The sequence below is a fragment of the Streptomyces sp. NBC_01244 genome (assembly GCF_035987325.1).
Lineage (GTDB): Bacteria > Actinomycetota > Actinomycetes > Streptomycetales > Streptomycetaceae > Streptomyces.
Window position 1 is genome coordinate 6,253,157 of the sequence record NZ_CP108488.1, and the last position, 17,445, is coordinate 6,270,601.

Genomic DNA, 17,445 nt, shown 5'->3' on the forward strand with positions numbered 1-17,445 from the left:
GTTTTTCGCCGACGCGGGGTCACTGGGGTGGGTGAGTTGGGGTGTGAGCGTGTTTGACTTGTCTCTCTGTGGGCATGTCGACAAAACGCTGTAGTGACCTCACTGACTGCGACATACCAGGTGTACGCGGGTAGCAGGTGATGCGACGATGGGATTTATGGGGGACAGGTCAACTCTGCTGGAGACAGGGCGGTTTGTGAGGGCGGACTCCGAATCGGATGCGGAGGCCGATGGGGCGGCTCAGGCCGTTGACGTGCGGACCGCGATGACCACGCGGCCGGTACGGACCACGGCCGCGGCGCCGACCACGCCGGACGTGTCGGACGTGTCAGACGTGTCGGTCGATGCGCTGTTCGACGACGCGGTCTTCGGGCTGACCGACGCGGCCGGCGACGCCGCGCTGGAGGCCCGGCACCGGGTCGCCGCCGACAAGGGGGACCCGGGCGCGATGAGCGTACTCGGGGCCCTCCTGCTGCGCCGCGGCGACCTCGCGGGAGCCGAGCCGTACCTGCGCGGGGCGACCGGGGAGGGCGACCGCGCGGCCGCCAACAACCTGGGCGTACTCCTGCACCAGCGCGGCTACCCAGAGGAGGCCGCCGGCTGGTGGCGCGTGGCCGCCGTGGCCGGATCCGCTCCCGCCGCGCACGCCCTGGGCCGCTACTACCGCGAGCGGGGCGACGAGCCCGCCGCCGAGTACTGGATGCGCCAGGCGGCGGAATCCGGCCATGCCCTGGGCGCCTACGGCCTCGCCGACCTGCTGGAGCACCGCGGGGACAAGGGCGTCGAGCGGTGGTTCCGCGCGGCCGCCGAGCAGGGGCACCGCGAGGCCGCGTACCGGCTGGCCCGGCACCTGAGGAAGGGCGACCCGGCCGAGGCCGAGCAGTGGTACCGGCAGGCCGCCGCGCGCGGCCACCGGCGCGCCGGGCTGCACCTGGGCGCGCTGCTGGAGGCGCGCGGGGAGCTGAAGGAGGCCGGGCGCTGGTACCTGACCTCCGCCAAGCAGGGCGAGGCGCGGGCGGCCTGCGCCCTCGGCTTCCTGCTGCGCGACGCCGGCGACGAGGAGAACGCGGCCACCTGGTGGCTGCGCGCCGCGCAGGACGGCGACGGCAACGCGGCCAACGCGCTCGGCGCGCTGCACGCCGCGCGCGGCGAGACCCAGACGGCGGAGAAGTGGTACCGGGCCGCGATGGACGCGGGCGACCAGAACGGGGCGTACAACCTCGCGCTGCTCTGCGCCGCCCAGGAGCGGACCGGGCCGGCCGAGCAGTGGTACCGGCGCGCCGCGTACGCGGGACACCGCGAGGCGGCCAACGCGCTGGCCATCCTGCTGCTGCAGGGCGGCGACGCGGAGGGCGCGGAGCCGTGGTTCTCGAAGGCGGCGGAGGCGGGGAGCGTGGACGCCGCCTTCAACCTCGGGATCCTCTTCGCCAGCCGGGACGAGGACCGGACGGCCCTGAAGTGGTACGAGCGGGCGGCCTCGGCGGGACACACCGACGCGGCGCTCCAGGTCGGCATCGCGCTGGTCCGCGACGGCGAGGAGCGGGCGGCGGAACGCCACCTGCGGTGCGCGGCCGGCGGCGGCAGCGCGGAGGCCGCCTTCCGGCTGGCCGCGCTGTTGGAGTCGTTGGCGCCGCCGCCCGAGCCGGTCGCCCTGGGCGAGCCGGTGGGCGGAGCCGCGCGCACCGAGAGCGAGGAGTGGTACGAGCGGGCCGCGGAGCTGGGGCACCGGCGTGCCCAGGTCCGGGTCGGCATGCTGGCCGCCGCGCGGGGCGAGCTGGCGGCCGCCGCGCGGTGGTACCGGGAGGCGGCGGAGGCCGGCTCCCGCAACGGCGCCTTCAACCTGGGGCTGCTGCTGGCGCGCGAGGGCAACGAGCCCGAGGCGGCGCTGTGGTGGACCCGGGCGGCGGTGGCCGGGCACGGGCGGGCGGCGCTGCGGCTGGGCCTGCTCGCCGCCCGGCAGGGAGACCTCACGGAGGGGCAGAAGTGGTGCGTCCGGGCCATGGAGCTGGGCCCGGCGGAGGTCTCGGAGCGGGCCGGCCGGCTGCGCGAGGCCCTGGCCGAGGAGCTGTCCGCGTAGGGCTCGCCAACTGATTTGCATCTGCCGTCCCCGTTCACGTAGAGTCAGGTTTACCGACGCGGGGTGGAGCAGCTCGGTAGCTCGCTGGGCTCATAACCCAGAGGTCGCAGGTTCAAATCCTGTCCCCGCTACTGAAGGCTCGAAGGCCCGGATCCTCTGGATCCGGGCCTTCGGTCGTTCCTGGATGCAATGCGCCAGTTGGATCCAAAGGATCCAACTGGATCCCATGTGCGAAAAAGAAGGGCCGGGGCTCGGTGAGCCCCGGCCCTTCGTCGTGTTGTCGTGTCGTCGTTCTTCAGGCCCCGGCGCAGTTCGGGCACACGCCGCGGTACGTGACCTCGACCGCCGACACCGTGAAGCCGAAGCGCTCCGTGTCCGGCAGGTCGGCCAGTGGGTTGCCCGCCGGGTGGACGTCGCGGATCGCCCCGCACTGGGCGCACACCAGGTGCTGGTGGGGGCGGTGGGCGTTCGGGTCGTACCGCTTGGCGCGCCGGTCCGTGGAAACTTCCAGGACCTCGCCGAGGGTGACGAGCTCGCCCAGCGTGTTGTAGACGGTCGCGCGGGAGATCTCCGGCAGCCTGTCCACGGCGCGCGCGTGCACCTCGTCGGCCGTCAGGTGAACGTGGTCACCGTCGAGCACCTCGGCCACGACGCGCCGCTGTGCGGTCATGCGCCATCCGCGTCCGCGAAGTCGTTCCAGCAGGTCACTCATGCACGCCAGCGTAACAGCGGGGGGATTCGGTGTAACTCCCGAATCTGTGTCAACTTGGATGCTCGCTTGACTTAGACAGAGTCCATCATAGGATCGGTTAGGTTAGGGCGCAGGACAGGTTTGCAGCAAATTTACGCAGGAGGCGCATAGTGACGACGCAGGGACCGCTCACCACGGAGGCCGGAGCTCCGGTTGCTGACAACCAGAACAGCGAGACCGCCGGCATCGGCGGCCCCGTTCTGGTTCAGGACCAGCTGCTGCTGGAGAAGCTCGCGCACTTCAACCGCGAGCGCATCCCGGAGCGCGTGGTGCACGCCCGTGGCGCCGGTGCGTACGGCACGTTCACGCTGACCCGTGACGTCTCGCAGTGGACCCGTGCGAAGTTCCTGTCCGAGGTCGGCAAGGAGACCGAGACCTTCCTGCGGTTCTCCACCGTCGCGGGCAGCCTCGGCAGCGCCGACGCGGTCCGTGACCCCCGCGGCTGGGCCCTGAAGTTCTACACCGAAGAGGGCAACTACGACCTCGTCGGCAACAACACCCCGGTGTTCTTCATCAAGGACGCCATCAAGTTCCCCGACTTCATCCACACCCAGAAGCGCGACCCGTACACGGGCTCGCAGGAGGCGGACAACGTCTGGGACTTCTGGGGTCTGTCGCCCGAGTCCACCCACCAGGTGACCTGGCTGTTCGGTGACCGCGGCATCCCGGCGTCCTACCGCCACATGAACGGCTTCGGCTCGCACACGTTCCAGTGGAACAACGAGGCCGGCGAGGTCTTCTGGGTCAAGTACCACTTCAAGACCGACCAGGGCATCAAGAACCTCACCCAGGCCGAGGCCAACCAGCTCGCCGGTGAGGACCCCGACTCCCACCAGCGCGACCTGCGCGAGTCCATCGAGCGCGGTGACTTCCCGTCCTGGACCGTGCAGGTCCAGATCATGCCGGCGGCCGAGGCGGCCGAGTACCGCTTCAACCCGTTCGACCTCACCAAGGTGTGGCCGCACGCGGACTACCCGCTGATCGAGATCGGCAAGCTGGAGCTCAACCGCAACCCGGAGAACGTCTTCGCCGAGGTCGAGCAGTCGATCTTCAGCCCGGCGCACTTCGTCCCCGGCATCGGTCCGTCCCCGGACAAGATGCTCCAGGGCCGTCTCTTCGGCTACGGCGACGCCCACCGCTACCGCGTCGGCATCAACGCCGACCACCTGCCGGTGAACCGCCCGCACGCCACCGAGGCGCGCACCAACTCCCGCGACGGCTACCTGTACGACGGCCGCCACGCGGGTGCGAAGAACTACGAGCCGAACAGCTTCGGCGGCCCGCACCAGACGGACCGTCCGCTGTGGGTCTCCTCCGCCGTCACCGGTGGCACGGGCAACCACGCCGCGCCCTCGCACTCCGAGGACAACGACTTCGTCCAGGCGGGCAACCTCTACCGCCTGTACTCGGAGGACGAGAAGACCCGTCTGATCGAGAACCTCTCCGGCTTCATCGCCAAGGTCTCCCGCGACGACATCGTCGAGCGTGCGATCAACAACTTCCGCCAGGCGGACGGTGACTTCGGCAAGCGTCTGGAGGCCGCGGTCCAGGCCCTCCGCGGCTGATGGACGGTTTGCCGTAGCAGGCCGACGGGCCGGTGCTCCCCAGAGGGGGGCGCCGGCCCGTCGGCCGTTCCTACGCGGGCACGGCGGCGGGTGTGCCCGTGCGCCGCGCCGGGGCCCAGCAGCGGATGACATCGCGTACGGACACGATGCCCACCGGGCCGCCCTGCTCCAGGACGATCAGATGACGGAAGCCGCCGTGGGCCATCGCCTCGGCGGCTTCCTGCACGGTGGCGTCGGGGGTGCAGAAGACCACGTTGTTGGTGGTGTGCGCGCCCACGGACTCCCGGTCGGGATCGTGGCCCGCGCCGATCGAGTTGAGGATGTCGCGCTCGGTCAGGATGCCGATGCCGCTGTGTTCGGGGTCGAGGACGACGGCGGCGCCGACGCGCCGGCCGGACATCAGGCAGGCTGCCTGCCGCAGGGTGTGAGTGGGTCCGAGGGTGAGGATCACGGTGCTCATGGCGTCGCGGACGAGCATGAAGAGAGCCACCTCCTGGTGAGTCCCTCCGCTTGGGTGGGGTGCGCGCGAAGGGCCGCACTTAGAGAAGTCCTTCACAAGCGCACAAGCGGAGGAGTCTCAGATTCCCACGCGCGGGCAAAGCCAGCAAGGAGGCGCGTGAGGGGCGCTTTCGGCGCCCGCGGGCGCCGGCCACCGCCGCCGGCGGCCGGCGCCCGGCCCGTACGCGTCAGCCGCGCGGGCGCAGCAGGTCCAGCATCTGCGCGTGCAGCAGCCCGTTGGAGGCCGCCGCGTTGCCGCCGTGCACGCCGTCCACCCCGTCCAGAGCGGTGAAGCGGCCGCCGGCCTCCTCCACCACGACGGCCAGGGCCGCCATGTCCCACAGGTTCAGCTCCGGCTCGGCGCACAGGTCGAGCGAGCCCTCGGCGACCATCATGTACGGCCAGAAATCGCCGTAGCCCCGCGTACGCCAGCACGCGCGGGTCAGGTCCAGGAAGCCGGGCAGCCGCCCCTGCTCCTCCCAGCCGCTCAGCGAGGAATACGCGAAGGAGGCGTCGCCGAGGGTGGCGACCTTGGAGACGCCGAGCGCGGTGGTCTCGCCGAGCGCGCCGCCCGTGAAGGCACCCCGGCCGCGCGCCGCCCACCAGCGGCGGCCCAGTGCCGGCGCGGACACCACGCCGACGACGGGGCGGAAGGCGCCGTCGGCCTGCTCCTCCATGAGCGAGATCAGCGTCGCCCACACCGGAACGCCGCGCACGTAGTTCTTCGTACCGTCGATCGGGTCCACGACCCAGCGGCGCGGGCCGTCGCCCTTGAGGCCGTACTCCTCGCCCAGGATGGCGTCGGCGGGCCGCGCGGCGGAGATCCCGGCCCGGATGATCTCCTCGGTGGCGGTGTCGGCCTCGCTCACCGGGGTCATGTCGGGCTTGGTCTCGACCTTCAGGTCGAGGGCGCGGAACCGCTCCATCGTGGCGGCGTCCGCCGCGTCGGCGAGTTCGAGGGCAAGGCGCAGGTCATCGTCATACTCGGGCATGCCAGAACCCTACCGAGGCGGCCGGGGCGACGCGGAAGGCGTCCACGGTACGGCACGGGCACCCTTGACAGGATCTGTCGGTCCGTCAACTCTGGCTGAGACGTCGACCGGAGGCGTCGAAGGGGAGGCGACGGTGCCGACGGCCCGGGAGTCCTTGCTCGAAGCGGCGGGAGCGGCGCTCGCGGCGCGCCCGTGGCCGGCCGTGCGGATGATCGACGTGGCCGCCGCCGCCGGGGTCTCGCGGCAGACCCTCTACAACGAGTTCGCGGGCAAGACGGGGCTGGGGCACGCCCTGGTCCGGCGCGACGCGGCCTGGTACCTCGACGGGGTGGACCGGGCCCTGGCCTCCTCGGGCGCCCCGGCCGAGCGGCTGGCGGCGGTCGTGGAGTGGACCGTGCGCGCGGGCTTCGAGCGACCCCTCGCGCGGGCCCTGCTGACCGGGTGCTGGAACGGCAACTTACCCGTCCCGGCCGGCCGCGGGGTCCGGCCGGGGCTGCCCGCGCTGGGGCCCGCCGAGCTGATCCGCGGGGTCCGCGAGCGGGCCGACGCCGTGTTCGGGGCGCAGGAGGGGGCGCAGCGCTGCGAGCTCGCCGTGCGGCTCGCGCTGTCCTACCTGGTCGCCCCGGCCGAGCCGCCGGGCCACGCCGGGCTGCTCGGCCTGCTCAGTGCGACGAGCCCGAGAGCTGGAGCCCGATGACGCCGAGGATCACCAGCGAGATCGAGACGAGTTTGAGGGTGGAGACCAGGTCCCCGAGGAAGACCATCCCGTAGATCGCGGTACCGGCCGCCCCGATGCCGGTCCACACCGCGTAGGCCGGCCCCACGTCCAGCTTCTTCAGGGCCAGCGTCAGCAGGCCGAAGCTGCCGAGTGCGAAGCACGCGAAGGCGATGGTCGGCCACAGCCGGGTGAAGCCGTGCGACAGCTTGAGGCAGACCGCGAATCCCGTTTCCAGGATCCCGGCGACCACGACCAGCAGCCACGCCATGGCGTACGCCTCCCCGCGTCATGTGACGCGTTCACGGGCCGGGCCCGAGCGTCACTTGGTGCGATTATGCATTTACCAGACATCGGGTACGGCAAACCCCGCCGGTCGATCGCCCATCGATCGCCCATCGATCAGTCGCCCTCGCGGCGCTCCCGCGTCTGCAGCAGCCGTCGCAGGGAGTACAGCCGCGCCGGATCCGCGTGACCGTCCTCCACCCACTTGTCGAGCGCGCAGTCCGGCTCGTCGTGGCTGCACGCGCGCGGGCACTGCTCGGTCCCCGGCACCAGCTCCGGGAAGGCCAGGATGACCCGCGACGGGTCCACGTGGTGCAGGCCGAAGGACCGGACGCCCGGGGTGTCGATGACCCAGCCGTCGCCGCCCGGCAGCGGCAGCGCGAGCGCCGAGGTGGTGGTGTGCCGGCCGCGACCGGTCACCGCGTTGACCACGCCGGTCGCGCGCTGGCGGCCCTCGGCGACCAGCGAGTTCACCAGCGTGGTCTTGCCGACGCCCGAGTGGCCGACGAAGGCGGTGATCCGGCCGTTCAGGCGCTCGCGCACCCGTTCGGCCGCGTCGCCCGTCGCCAGCTCCTCGCGGTTGGTGACCACGTAGTTCAGGCCGAAAGTCGAGTAGATCTCCAGGATCTTGTCCGCGGAGGTCAGGTCGGACTTCGTGAGCACCAGCAGCGGTTCCAGCCCGGCGTCGTACGCGGCCACCAGGCAGCGGTCGATCATGCGGGGGCGCGGCTCCGGGTCGGCCAGCGCCGTCACGATGGCCAGCTGGTCGGCGTTCGCGACGACGACGCGCTCGTACGGATCGTCGTCGTCGGCCGTGCGCCGCAGGACGGACTTGCGCGCCTCGATCCGCACGATGCGGGCGAGGGTGTCCTTCTTGCCGGACAGGTCACCGACGATCCAGACCCGGTCCCCGACCACCGCCGCCTTGCGGCCCAGCTCGCGGGCCTTCATCGCGTGCACCGGACGGTCCTCGACCAGGCAGGTGAGCCGGCCGCGGTCCACGGTCAGGACGAAGCCCTCGGCCGCGTCCTCGTGCTTGGGGCGGATGGTCGTACGCGGCCGGTTGCCCTTGGGGTTGGGCCGCTGGCGGATGTCGTCCTCGTCGGTGTGCTTCCCGTACCTGCGCATGACGGGCCCTACGCTCCCACGCCTGCCGGAGCCGCTTCGGCCCGGGCGAGCATGTCCGCCCACATCTTCGGGAAGTCCGGCAGGGTCTTCGCGGTCGTCGCCACGTTCTCGATGAGCACGCCCTCCACCGCCAGGCCGATCACCGCGCCGGCCGTGGCCATCCGGTGGTCGTCGTACGTGTGGAAGGTGCCGCCGTGCAGCGCGCGCGGCCGGATCCGCAGACCGTCCGCGGTCTCCGTGACATCGCCGCCCAGCCCGTTGATCTCCTTGGTGAGCGCCGCCAGCCGGTCCGTCTCGTGCAGCCGCAGGTGCGCGACCCCGCGCAGCACCGACTCCGAGTCGGCCAGTGCCGCGACCGCCGCGATGCCCGGGGTGAGCTCCCCGACCTCGCGCAGGTCCACGTCGATGCCGTGGATCTTGCCGGTGCCGGTGAAGACCAGGCCCGCGTCCGTCAGCTCGCAGGAGCCGCCCATCTCCGTGAAGATCCGGCGCAGCGCGTCACCGGGCTGCGTGGTGCGGCGCGGCCAGTCCGGGATGGTGACCGTGCCGCCGGTGATCAGGGCGGCCGCCATGAACGGCTGCGCGTTGGACAGGTCCGGCTCCACGACCAGGTCGCGGCCGAGCAGGGCGCCGGGGGCGACCCGCCAGACGTTCTTCTCGCCGCCGGACTCGGGGGTGTCGACCTGCGCGCCCGCCGCGCGCAGCATCTCCACGGTCATCCGGATGTGCGGCATGGACGGCAGGTTGGTGCCCACGTGCCGGACCTCGACGCCCTGGTTGAAGCGCGGGGCGGAGAGCAGCAGCGCGGAGACGAACTGCGAGGAGTTGCTCGCGTCGATCTCCACGGTCCCGCCCTCCAGGGCCCCGCCGCCCTGGACGGTCAGCGGCAGCGCCCCGCGGCCGTCGTCGTCGATGCGGGCGCCGAGCGTGCGCAGCGCCGTGATGACCTGGCCCAGGGGGCGCTCGTAGGAGCGCGGGTCCCCGTCGAAGCGGATGTCGCCGGAGGCGAGGGTGGCCACGGGCGGCAGGAAGCGCATGACCGTGCCCGCGTTGCCGACGTCGACCGTGGCCGGGCCGTGCAGTGCGGCCGGGATGACCCGCCAGGCCTCGCCGGCGTCGCCCTCGCCCGCGGAGCTGGAGGAGACCGTCTCCTCGATGCCGACGCCCAGCGCGCGCAGCGCGTCGGACATCAGCTGGGAGTCGCGCGAACGCAGCGGGCGGCGGACCCAGCCCGGCTCGGAGGCGAGCGCGGCGAGCACGAGGGCGCGGTTGGTGACCGATTTGGACCCGGGCACGGTGACGGTGGCCTGGACGGCGGTGTCGGCGAGCGGGGCGGGCCAGAGGGCGGGGAGAGCGGGAGTCTCGGTCATGGCCACCACTTTAGTGGCTTCCCACGGCCGCAGATCTTGATCACCGGGGGAGTCTCGGCGGGCGGACACCCGCCGGGCGGGGCCGGTCCGCGGCCGGGCAGGGGGCGCTCAGGGGGTGAGCGGCGGCCGGTGGGCGGTCGGTCGGGGGCCGGTCACAGGGCCAGCAGCCAGCGGCCGCCGCCGATCAGCGAGCACAGCGCCACCACGTGGAAGAGCAGGAGCCACACCACCGGGTGCACGTGGGTGAGCCGTCCGAGCTGGTCCGCGTCGGAGTCGGGCGCCCCGCCGCCCCGGCGCTTCGCCCCCAGCTCGAAGACCGGCCGGACGCCGCCGAGGAGCAGGAACCACACCACGGCGTACGCGAAGACCGCCTGCACGTCCGCCGGGGCCAGCCAGGAGACCAGTACGAAGGTGGCGCCCGTGACCACCACCGTCAGCAGCCCGTACGCGTTGCGGATCATCACCAGCACGGCCAGCAGGAGGGCGGTCGCCGCCCACAGCAGCAGGGTGATCCGGTGCGCCGAGAGCAGGGCCGCCCCGCCGAGGCCGAGCAGGGAGGGCGCCGTGTACCCGGCGGCGGCGGTGAGGACCATGCCGAGGCCGGTGGGCTTGCCGCGGCTGACGGTGACCCCGCTGGTGTCCGAGTGCAGCCGGATCCCGTCCAGGCTGCGGCCCGTCAGCAGCGCCAGCAGCCCGTGACCGCCCTCGTGCGCGATGGTGATCGCGTTGCGCGACAGCTTCCACAGCGGCCGGGGGCCCACCGCGACGAGCGCCACCAGCCCCGTCGTGATCACCAGCCACTGGTCGGGCGCCGCCTGTATGCCGGTGAGCCGGTCCCACAGGCCGGCCGCGGTGCTGGTGTTCATGAGGTGGCGGACTCCTTGTGGTGGCGATCGGGTGACATGGCAGTGTGGCAGCCATGTGCGGAAGGTATGCGGCGAGTCGTGGGCCGGAGGAGCTGGCCGAGGTCTTCGGGGTGGAACGGTGGGAGCCCGAGGAGGTGCTCGCACCCGACTGGAACGTGGCTCCGACGAAAGAGGTCCACGTCGTCCTCGACCGTCCACTGAAAGACGCTCCGAGCCCGCGTCCGGTTCGCCAGCTGCGGGTCCTGAAATGGGGGCTCGTCCCGTCCTGGGCGCAGAATCCCGACGGTGCCGCCCGGATGATCAACGCCCGGTCCGAGACCATCGCCGAGAAGCCGTCCTTCCGCCGCCCCTTCGCGCAGCGCCGCTGCATCATCCCGGCGGACGGCTACTACGAGTGGGTCACCGCCCACGACGAGCGGCAGCTCGAGGTCGAGGGGAAGAAGAAGCGGACGCGCAAGCAGCCCTACTTCGTCCTCCCCTCCGACGGCTCCGTCTTCGCCATGGCCGGGATATACGAGTTCTGGCGCGACCGGACCCTGCCCGACACGCACCCGCTCGCCTGGTGGGCCACCTGCTCCGTGATCACCGCCGAGGCCGAGACCGGCCCGCTCGGCGTCGCCCCGGCCGAGGGGCCGCGCTCGCTCGCCGACATCCACCCCCGGATGCCGCTGATGCTCACCCCGGACCGGTGGGACGCCTGGCTGGACCCGGCGCGGACCGACCCCGACGAGCTCCAGGCCCTGCTGGCGCCGCCGCCCGGCGGGCTGATGCGCGCCTATCCGGTGTCCACGGCCGCGAGCAACGTCCGCAACAACGGGCCCGAGCTGCTGGAGGAACTGGAAGGACCCGAGGAGGGCACGCTCTTCTGACGGACCCGGCGCGCGCCCCGGCGCCCGCCCCGGCTCTGTCGGCTCTCCCGGCGATCCCGGCGATCCCGGCGCTCCCGGCGGCCCCGGCGTCACCCCGGCGGCGGCCGCCGCCCGGCATGATCGGGGCATGAGCAGCACGCGCGCCGAGCGCACCGAGATCATCGACACCCCGGCGGGCGAGGCCCGCATCACCTGGCACCCGGCCCCGGCGGGCAAGGCCCGCCTGGTGCTCGCCCTGGGCCACGGAGCCGGCGGCGGCATCGAGGCCCGGGACCTCCAGGCCCTGGCCGCCGCCCTGCCCGCCCTGGGGATCAGCGTGGCGCTGGCCGAGCAGCCCTGGCGGGTCGCCGGGAAGAAGGTCGCCGCCGCCCCCAAGGTGCTGGACGCGGGCTGGACGGCCCTGTGGCCCGCCTTCGCGGAGCCCGGTCTGCCCGTCGTCGCGGGCGGCCGCAGCGCCGGGGCCCGGGTGGCCTGCCGCACCGCCGCCGAACTGGGCGCGGCCGGGGTGCTCGCGCTGGCCTTCCCGCTGCACCCGCCGGGCCGTCCGGAGAAGTCCCGCGCCGAGGAGCTGCTGGGCGCCGGACGGCCGGCGCTGGTGGTCCAGGGAGGCCGCGACGCCTTCGGGCGACCGGAGGAGTTCCCGGGGCGGGGAGCGCGCGGAGCCTCGTACGAGCTGGTGGAAGTGGAGGGCGGGGACCACGGCTTCGCCGTGCCGAAGAGGACCGGCCCCACCCAGGAGGAGGCCCTCTCGGTGATCACCGGGGCGGTGGCCGGGTGGCTCGGGCGGCTCCCGGTGTGACCTGCGACCGGGTCCCGAGGTGACTTTCGTCCGCACACCGCGCCCCGCCGGGGAATGCGCCACCCGGGCCGTCTGTTGTCCCGGATGTCGGTACGCACAGGAACACGTCGGAGGAGAGGCAACGCATGACCCAGGTCATCAGCCAGAACCGTCCGCAGGCCGCTGACCTGGACTGGACAGTGCTGCCTGCGCCCAAGCGCGGCACGGTTCGGGCGGCGGGCGACCGGGATGGTCGACTATTCTCCGATTCGAGCGGGTCCGCTTTCGGAGTCGCCACGCAGTCGGAGGAGGTGGGTCCTGTCGCCGGGACCGACGAAGGCCACGCGGAGGAGACGACTCCGGAGCGCAATGCGCGCTTCGAGAGGGATGCCCTCGGCTACCTCGACCAGATGTACTCGGCCGCGCTGCGCATGACGCGCAATCCGGCCGACGCCGAGGACCTGGTCCAGGAGACGTACGCGAAGGCGTACGCGTCCTTCCACCAGTTCCGCGAGGGCACCAACCTGAAGGCGTGGCTGTACCGCATTCTCACCAACACCTTCATCAACTCTTACCGCAAGAAGCAGCGCGAACCCCAGCGCAGTGCGGCGGAGGAGATCGAGGACTGGCAGCTGGCGCGCGCCGAGTCGCACATGTCGACGGGGCTGCGTTCCGCCGAGTCGCAGGCGCTCGATCACCTGCCCGATTCGGATGTGAAGGAAGCGCTCCAGGCCATTCCGGAGGAGTTCCGCATCGCGGTCTATCTTGCCGACGTAGAGGGCTTTGCGTACAAGGAGATCGCGGACATCATGGGTACACCCATCGGTACGGTCATGTCGCGACTGCACCGTGGCCGCCGTCAACTCCGTGGAATGCTTGAGGACTACGCCCGTGAGCGCGGGCTCGTCCCGGCCGGCGCGGGAGAGTCGAACGACCTGAAAGGCTCGGGCTCATGAGCTGCGGAGATGCGCACGAGACGGAGTGCTCCGAGGTCCTGGACCATCTTTATGAGTTCCTGGACCAGGAGATGCCCGACAGTGACTGCACGAAGTTCGAGGCGCACTTCGGCGAGTGCAATCCCTGTCTGGAGAAGTACGGCCTGGAACAGGCCGTGAAGAAGCTGGTCAAGCGCTGCTGCGGATCGGACGACGTACCGACCGACCTGCGCTCGAAGGTGATGGGACGGATCGAGCTCATCCGTTCCGGGCAGGCCGTGCCGGATCACGACATCACGGCCGCGCCGCCCGAGCCGGCCGTCGCCGAGCCGATGCCGAGATCCGCGTCGGGCTGAAAAGTTGAAAGTCGGCCAAGTTCGCCGATGAAGTAGTACCCGATTGAACAATCTCGAACAGCCGCCCCCGGAAGGGCACTTCCTTCACTCGAAGGTGGTAATCCGGGGGCGTCCGCACGGCGCAATGCAAAAATGTGGCCCACCTCGCTCCCGGCCCCACTTATTCTCCCCATTCGGGTACTGGTTTGATTCGTACCTGACTTGCACGGCTCAGGGGGAGGAGAGCGCCATGCGGGTACTTCCGCCGTTGGCGCGCGCCTACGTCCTGTGCGCCGTCATCGCCGCCTGCGCGTGCGCCGCTCCCGCCGTCACCGGTTCCGCCACCCCGTGGCCCGGCGTCGGCCTGCTCTCCGTGCTCTACCTCGGCTGCGAACTCGTCAAGGTCTGCCCGCTCATGGGCCGCCGCGTGCCCGAAGGCCTCGGCTCCTTCTTCCCGGTGGTGCTGGCCGCCGTGTTCCTCCTGCCGCCGGCCGCCGCCGCCCTCGTCGCACTGCCCGGCGGACTCGCCGGGACCGTGACGGCGCGGCCCGCCTGGGTGCGGCGCATCTGGCACGGGGCGCAGCAGTCCATAGCCGCCTGGACCGCCGGACAGCTCTACGGGCTGCTGGGCGGGCCCGGGGCGCTGGGCGCCGGCTCCTCCGGCGGGACCGGGCCACCGGGCCCGGACGGCGCCTCGGGCCCCGCCGCCTGGGTCGCCGACTTCCCGTACGTGATGCTCCCCGCCGCCGCCGCGGCCGTCGCCTTCTGCCTGGTGCTGACCGCCCTCGACGGCGGCATCCTGGCCGCCGCCGAACGCCGGCCCGCCGCCACCGCCTGGCGGGGCATCGCGACCCGGTCCCTCGCCCCGCACTGCGTGCACGGTCTCGCCGGGCTGATGATGGCCGTCATGTGGCGCAGCCCGTACGGGCTTCCGGCCGCGCTGCTCGTCATGCTGCCGATGTACATCTCCTGCTGGGTCTTCGCCCAGTACCACCGCGAGCGCGCCGCCCACCAGGCCACCATCCGGGCGCTGGTCCAGGCCGTCGACATCAAGGACCGCTACACCCGCGGCCACAGCGAGCGGGTCGGGCAGGCCTCGGCGATGATCGCCCGCGAGCTGGGCATGGGCGAGGAACGCCTCGAGGTGGTGCGCATCGCCGGGATCCTGCACGACGTGGGCAAGCTCGGCGTACCGACCCGACTGCTGCGCAAGGACGGACCGCTGACCCCCGAAGAGCGCCGGATCATCGAACTGCACCCCGAGTACGGCCACGAGATGGTCCGCGGCATCGGCTTCCTGGGGGAGGCCCGGGCGGCGATCCTGCACCACCACGAGCGGGTGGACGGCTCCGGCTACCCCTACGGGCTGACCGGGGAACAGATCCCGGTGCTGGCCCGGGTGGTGGCGGTCGCCGACGCCTTCGACGCGATGACCTCGACCCGGTCGTACAGCAGGGCCCGGCCGGTGCCGGTGGCCCTGGCCGAGCTGGAACGCTGCGCGGGGGCCCAGTTCGACCCCGAGATGGTGCGGGCGCTGGTCGACGCGATCGGCAGCCAGGGCTGGCATCCGAAGGTGACCTCGGACGACGACCTCCAGGTGATCCCGGCCGGCGGCGACGGGGTTCCCGCCGCCGGGACCGAGGGGGCCGTACGGGAGGCCGTGCCCGCCGGCGCGGCGCTGACCGCACTGCCCGCCCAGGCCGCCCCGGGCGGAGCCGCCGCCCAGGCCCGCGCGGCCGGGAGCCCGCTGCCGGCCGCCGGGACCGGGGACCCCTGCCACTGCGTGCCGGGGCCCGCCGCCGAGCCCGGAGCGGCCGTCGAGGAGGCGCCGGGAGCCCCCGGTTCCCCACCCGCCCCCGCCACGGGAGCGAAGGCGTGAGGCGCTGGGCCGTCGCCGTCGTGCGCGGGGCCGCCGGGGCGCTGACCGCGGCCGCGCTCGGGCACACCGTGTGGACCGGCCTGCTGGAGCCGGGCATCGCCCTCGCCTTCGGCACCCTGATCACCATCGGGGAGCTCGCCCGCCGGGACGGCGGCGACGCCGCCCGCCAGCAGCCCGCGCCGCTCGGATCCGCCGGGGCGCTCGCGTACGCCCTGCTCGGGCAGAACGCCGGAGCCTCCACCCACCACGGGGTCCTGCAGATCGTCGCCGTGGCCGTCACGGCCGCGCTCCTCGGGATCGTCCCGCACATCGCTCGGGGCCGCGGACCCGCCCTCGACCACCTGGCCCGCCGCGTCCTCACCGTCACCTTCGCCGCCGTCTGCTTCCAGCCGCTCTACAACTCCGGGCGGCTGGAGCAATGGGTCGGCCAGGGCCCGTACCTCGTGCTCTTCCTGGTCTTCGTCCTCGGGCTCACGGCCCTGTGCGACGCGGTCCTCGGCGCCGTCCTCGCCGGGGCCCGCACCGGCTGGCCGTTCTCCCCGCTGCTCCGCGACGAGCTCCGCGCCCAGCTGGGCATCGGCTCCGCGATCTGCGCCACGGGCGTGGTCATGGCCCTCGGCGTCGCCGTCGCCGGTCTGTGGGCGGTGCCCGTCTTCAGCGTGCCGCTGCTCCTGACCCAGATGTCCTTCCACCGGATCACCGCCATCCGCACCACCTACCGCCAGACCATCACCTCCCTCGCCCGTGCCACCGAGATCGCCGGCTACACCCGGCCCGGCCACTCTCGCCGGGTCGCCGCCCTCAGCTGCGCCGTGGGACGGGAGCTGGGCCTCTCGGAGCGGGAGCTCAGGGTGCTGGAGTACGCCGCCCTCATGCACGACATCGGGCAGCTCTCCCTCGTCGACCCGGTTCCGGCGGGGGCCACCGCCGAGCTGCCCGAGGCCGAGGCCCGCCGGATCGCCGGGCTCGGCGGGGAGGTGGCCCGCCAGACCGGGGTCCCGGCCGAGGTCGCGGTGGTGGTGGAACTGCAGGCGGACCCGTACCGCGAGCAGCCCGTCGCCGCCCGGATCGTGCGCGCGGTCAACGCGTACGACGATCTCGTCGGCGGTGCCCGTCACCCGGGCGGCTCATTGGAGGCCCTGGAGCGGCTGCGCCTGGGGACCGGGCACGATTACCAGCCCGAAGTCGTGGAATGTCTTGCCAGGGTGCTCGCCCGGGGTGGACGTGCCAGAGTCGTACCCGTCCCGCCTGGGTAACCCATGGGTAATGAGCGGCCGTCCGAGTGGGCATGGTTGGATGCCAGTGAGAGTGTTCCCAGGAGCAGTGTCCCGAGCAAGAGTGTCCGGCAGGCGGGAATCGTGAGGATCTTCGGGAAGGTACGGCATCGGCCCTCCGCCTCGTGGCGGCAGGCCACCGACCGCGCGTTCACGCTGATCGGCGACGGTCGGTACGAGGACGCGGGTGCGCTCCTGACCAGAGCGGCGGATCTGGAGCCCTGGCTGTCCGAGTCCTGGTTCAACCTGGCGCTGCTCCACAAGTTCCGCCACGACTGGGAGCAGGCGCGGGCCGCCGGGCTGCGTGCCGTGGCCCTGCTCGACCGGGAGACCGGCGCCCCGGACTGGTGGAACGTCGGCATCGCCGCGACCGCGCTGCAGGACTGGCCGCTGGCCCGCCGCGCGTGGCAGGCGTACGGGCTGAAGGTGCCCGGAGACCCGCACGGCGCGGGCGGCGGCCCGCACGCCAACGGCGAACCGGTCGGCATGGAGCTGGGGAGCGCGGCCGTACGGCTGTCGCCCGAGGGCGAGGCCGAGGTGGTCTGGGGCCGCCGGCTGGACCCGGCCCGCATGGAGGTCCTGTCGATCCCGCTGCCCTCCTCGGGGCGGCGCTGGGGCGAGGTCGTCCTGCACGACGGGGTCCCGCACGGCGAGCGCGTGACCGCGGCCGGGCCCTCGTACCCCGTATTCGACGAGATCGAGCTGTGGGCGCCGTCCCCGGTGCCGACCTGGGTGGTGCTCCTGGAGGCGGCCACCGAGGCCGACCGCAACGCCCTGGAGCAGCTGGCCTCCGACGCCGGCTTCGCCGCCGAGGACTGGTCCTCCTCGGTGCGGCTGCTGTGCCGGACCTGCTCGGAGAGCGCGATGCCGAGCGGCGAGGGGGACGGCGAGCACCTGGACCCGCACGACCACAGCGAACCGGGCCACCCCGGCCCGCTGGGCCACCGCACGACCGGGTCCGGATCCCTGTGGGTGCCCGAGCGGGAGTGCGGGATCGCGGCGCCGGCGGGCCTGGTGCGCGGGCTGCTCGACGGCTGGGTCGCGGACAGCCCGGACAGCCGGGAGTGGCGGGATCTCGAAGAGGTCTGCTGAGCCGGGGCCGTAGTCTGTACCGGCACATCGGTGACT

The 17,445-nt window shown here is 72.8% G+C and carries 17 protein-coding genes and 1 tRNA gene; 11 read left to right on the forward strand and 7 right to left on the reverse strand.

The window, feature by feature from the left end:
- Positions 1-148 precede the first annotated feature (148 nt).
- Entirely contained in the window at positions 149-2,077 is a 1,929-nt protein-coding gene (locus OG247_RS28310; protein WP_327254863.1) for a tetratricopeptide repeat protein, read from the forward strand.
- Between the two features lie 57 nt (positions 2,078-2,134).
- Positions 2,135-2,208 (forward strand) — tRNA-Met (locus OG247_RS28315).
- Positions 2,209-2,372: 164 nt separating this feature from the next.
- Here the strand turns inward: OG247_RS28315 and OG247_RS28320 are convergent.
- Entirely contained in the window at positions 2,373-2,789 is a 417-nt protein-coding gene (locus OG247_RS28320) for a Fur family transcriptional regulator (RefSeq protein WP_327254864.1), read from the reverse strand.
- A 149-nt stretch (positions 2,790-2,938) separates the two neighbouring features.
- Here OG247_RS28320 and OG247_RS28325 point away from each other — a divergent pair, with 149 nt between their 5' ends.
- Complete coding sequence (locus OG247_RS28325; protein ID WP_327254865.1) at positions 2,939-4,393, forward strand: catalase; 1,455 nt, start codon at positions 2,939-2,941, stop codon at positions 4,391-4,393.
- A gap of 70 nt (positions 4,394-4,463) precedes the next feature.
- On the opposite strand, the gene OG247_RS28330 is transcribed toward OG247_RS28325, so the two are convergent.
- Positions 4,464-4,871, reverse strand: coding sequence for a CBS domain-containing protein (locus OG247_RS28330; RefSeq protein WP_327257662.1), 408 nt, complete (start codon positions 4,869-4,871; stop codon positions 4,464-4,466).
- 208 nt (positions 4,872-5,079) lie between these two features.
- Positions 5,080-5,883 carry a histidinol-phosphatase gene (gene hisN / locus OG247_RS28335; RefSeq protein WP_327254866.1) on the reverse strand — a complete coding sequence of 268 codons (804 nt, stop codon included), beginning with the start codon at positions 5,881-5,883 and terminating at the stop codon, positions 5,080-5,082.
- 133 nt (positions 5,884-6,016) lie between these two features.
- On the opposite strand from hisN, the gene OG247_RS28340 reads away from it, so the two are divergent.
- A complete protein-coding gene (locus tag OG247_RS28340) occupies positions 6,017-6,580 on the forward strand; it encodes a TetR/AcrR family transcriptional regulator (protein WP_327254867.1) in 564 nt (187 codons plus the stop codon).
- Here OG247_RS28340 and OG247_RS28345 read toward each other — a convergent pair.
- From OG247_RS28345 to OG247_RS28360, 4 genes are all read right to left on the reverse strand, one after another.
- Complete coding sequence (locus OG247_RS28345; RefSeq protein WP_112447780.1) at positions 6,546-6,869, reverse strand: DMT family transporter; 324 nt, start codon at positions 6,867-6,869, stop codon at positions 6,546-6,548. The genes OG247_RS28340 and OG247_RS28345 overlap by 35 nt on opposite strands.
- Before the next feature lie 131 nt (positions 6,870-7,000).
- Positions 7,001-8,011: a ribosome small subunit-dependent GTPase A gene (gene rsgA / locus OG247_RS28350; RefSeq protein ID WP_327254868.1), complete on the reverse strand. Its 1,011-nt coding sequence runs from the start codon at positions 8,009-8,011 to the stop codon at positions 7,001-7,003.
- 8 nt (positions 8,012-8,019) lie between these two features.
- Positions 8,020-9,381 (reverse strand): 3-phosphoshikimate 1-carboxyvinyltransferase, encoded by a 1,362-nt coding sequence (gene aroA / locus OG247_RS28355; RefSeq protein WP_327254869.1) that lies wholly within the window; start codon positions 9,379-9,381, stop codon positions 8,020-8,022.
- 152 nt (positions 9,382-9,533) lie between these two features.
- The gene (locus tag OG247_RS28360) at positions 9,534-10,247 is read right to left on the reverse strand and encodes a M50 family metallopeptidase (RefSeq protein ID WP_327254870.1); all 714 of its coding nucleotides are present in this window, start codon (positions 10,245-10,247) and stop codon (positions 9,534-9,536) included.
- 53 nt (positions 10,248-10,300) lie between these two features.
- Between OG247_RS28360 and OG247_RS28365 the strand changes: the two genes are divergently transcribed.
- From OG247_RS28365 to OG247_RS28395, 7 genes are all read left to right on the forward strand, one after another.
- Positions 10,301-11,116 carry an SOS response-associated peptidase gene (locus tag OG247_RS28365; RefSeq protein ID WP_327254871.1) on the forward strand — a complete coding sequence of 272 codons (816 nt, stop codon included), beginning with the start codon at positions 10,301-10,303 and terminating at the stop codon, positions 11,114-11,116.
- 127 nt (positions 11,117-11,243) lie between these two features.
- Complete coding sequence (locus OG247_RS28370; RefSeq protein ID WP_327254872.1) at positions 11,244-11,915, forward strand: alpha/beta hydrolase family protein; 672 nt, start codon at positions 11,244-11,246, stop codon at positions 11,913-11,915.
- Between the two features lie 290 nt (positions 11,916-12,205).
- Positions 12,206-12,850, forward strand: coding sequence for a sigma-70 family RNA polymerase sigma factor (locus OG247_RS28375; RefSeq protein ID WP_008741505.1), 645 nt, complete (start codon positions 12,206-12,208; stop codon positions 12,848-12,850).
- Positions 12,847-13,185, forward strand: a complete 339-nt coding sequence (rsrA, locus tag OG247_RS28380) for a mycothiol system anti-sigma-R factor (RefSeq protein ID WP_327254873.1) — start codon at positions 12,847-12,849, stop codon at positions 13,183-13,185. Before OG247_RS28375 ends, rsrA begins: the two co-directional genes overlap by 4 nt.
- A gap of 229 nt (positions 13,186-13,414) precedes the next feature.
- Complete coding sequence (locus tag OG247_RS28385; protein WP_327254874.1) at positions 13,415-15,043, forward strand: HD-GYP domain-containing protein; 1,629 nt, start codon at positions 13,415-13,417, stop codon at positions 15,041-15,043.
- Positions 15,040-16,299, forward strand: a complete 1,260-nt coding sequence (locus OG247_RS28390; RefSeq protein WP_327254875.1) for an HD-GYP domain-containing protein — start codon at positions 15,040-15,042, stop codon at positions 16,297-16,299. The genes OG247_RS28385 and OG247_RS28390 overlap by 4 nt, the downstream gene beginning before the upstream one ends.
- Positions 16,300-16,401: 102 nt before the next feature.
- The gene (locus tag OG247_RS28395) at positions 16,402-17,409 is read left to right on the forward strand and encodes a tetratricopeptide repeat protein (protein ID WP_327254876.1); all 1,008 of its coding nucleotides are present in this window, start codon (positions 16,402-16,404) and stop codon (positions 17,407-17,409) included.
- Positions 17,410-17,445 lie beyond the last annotated feature (36 nt).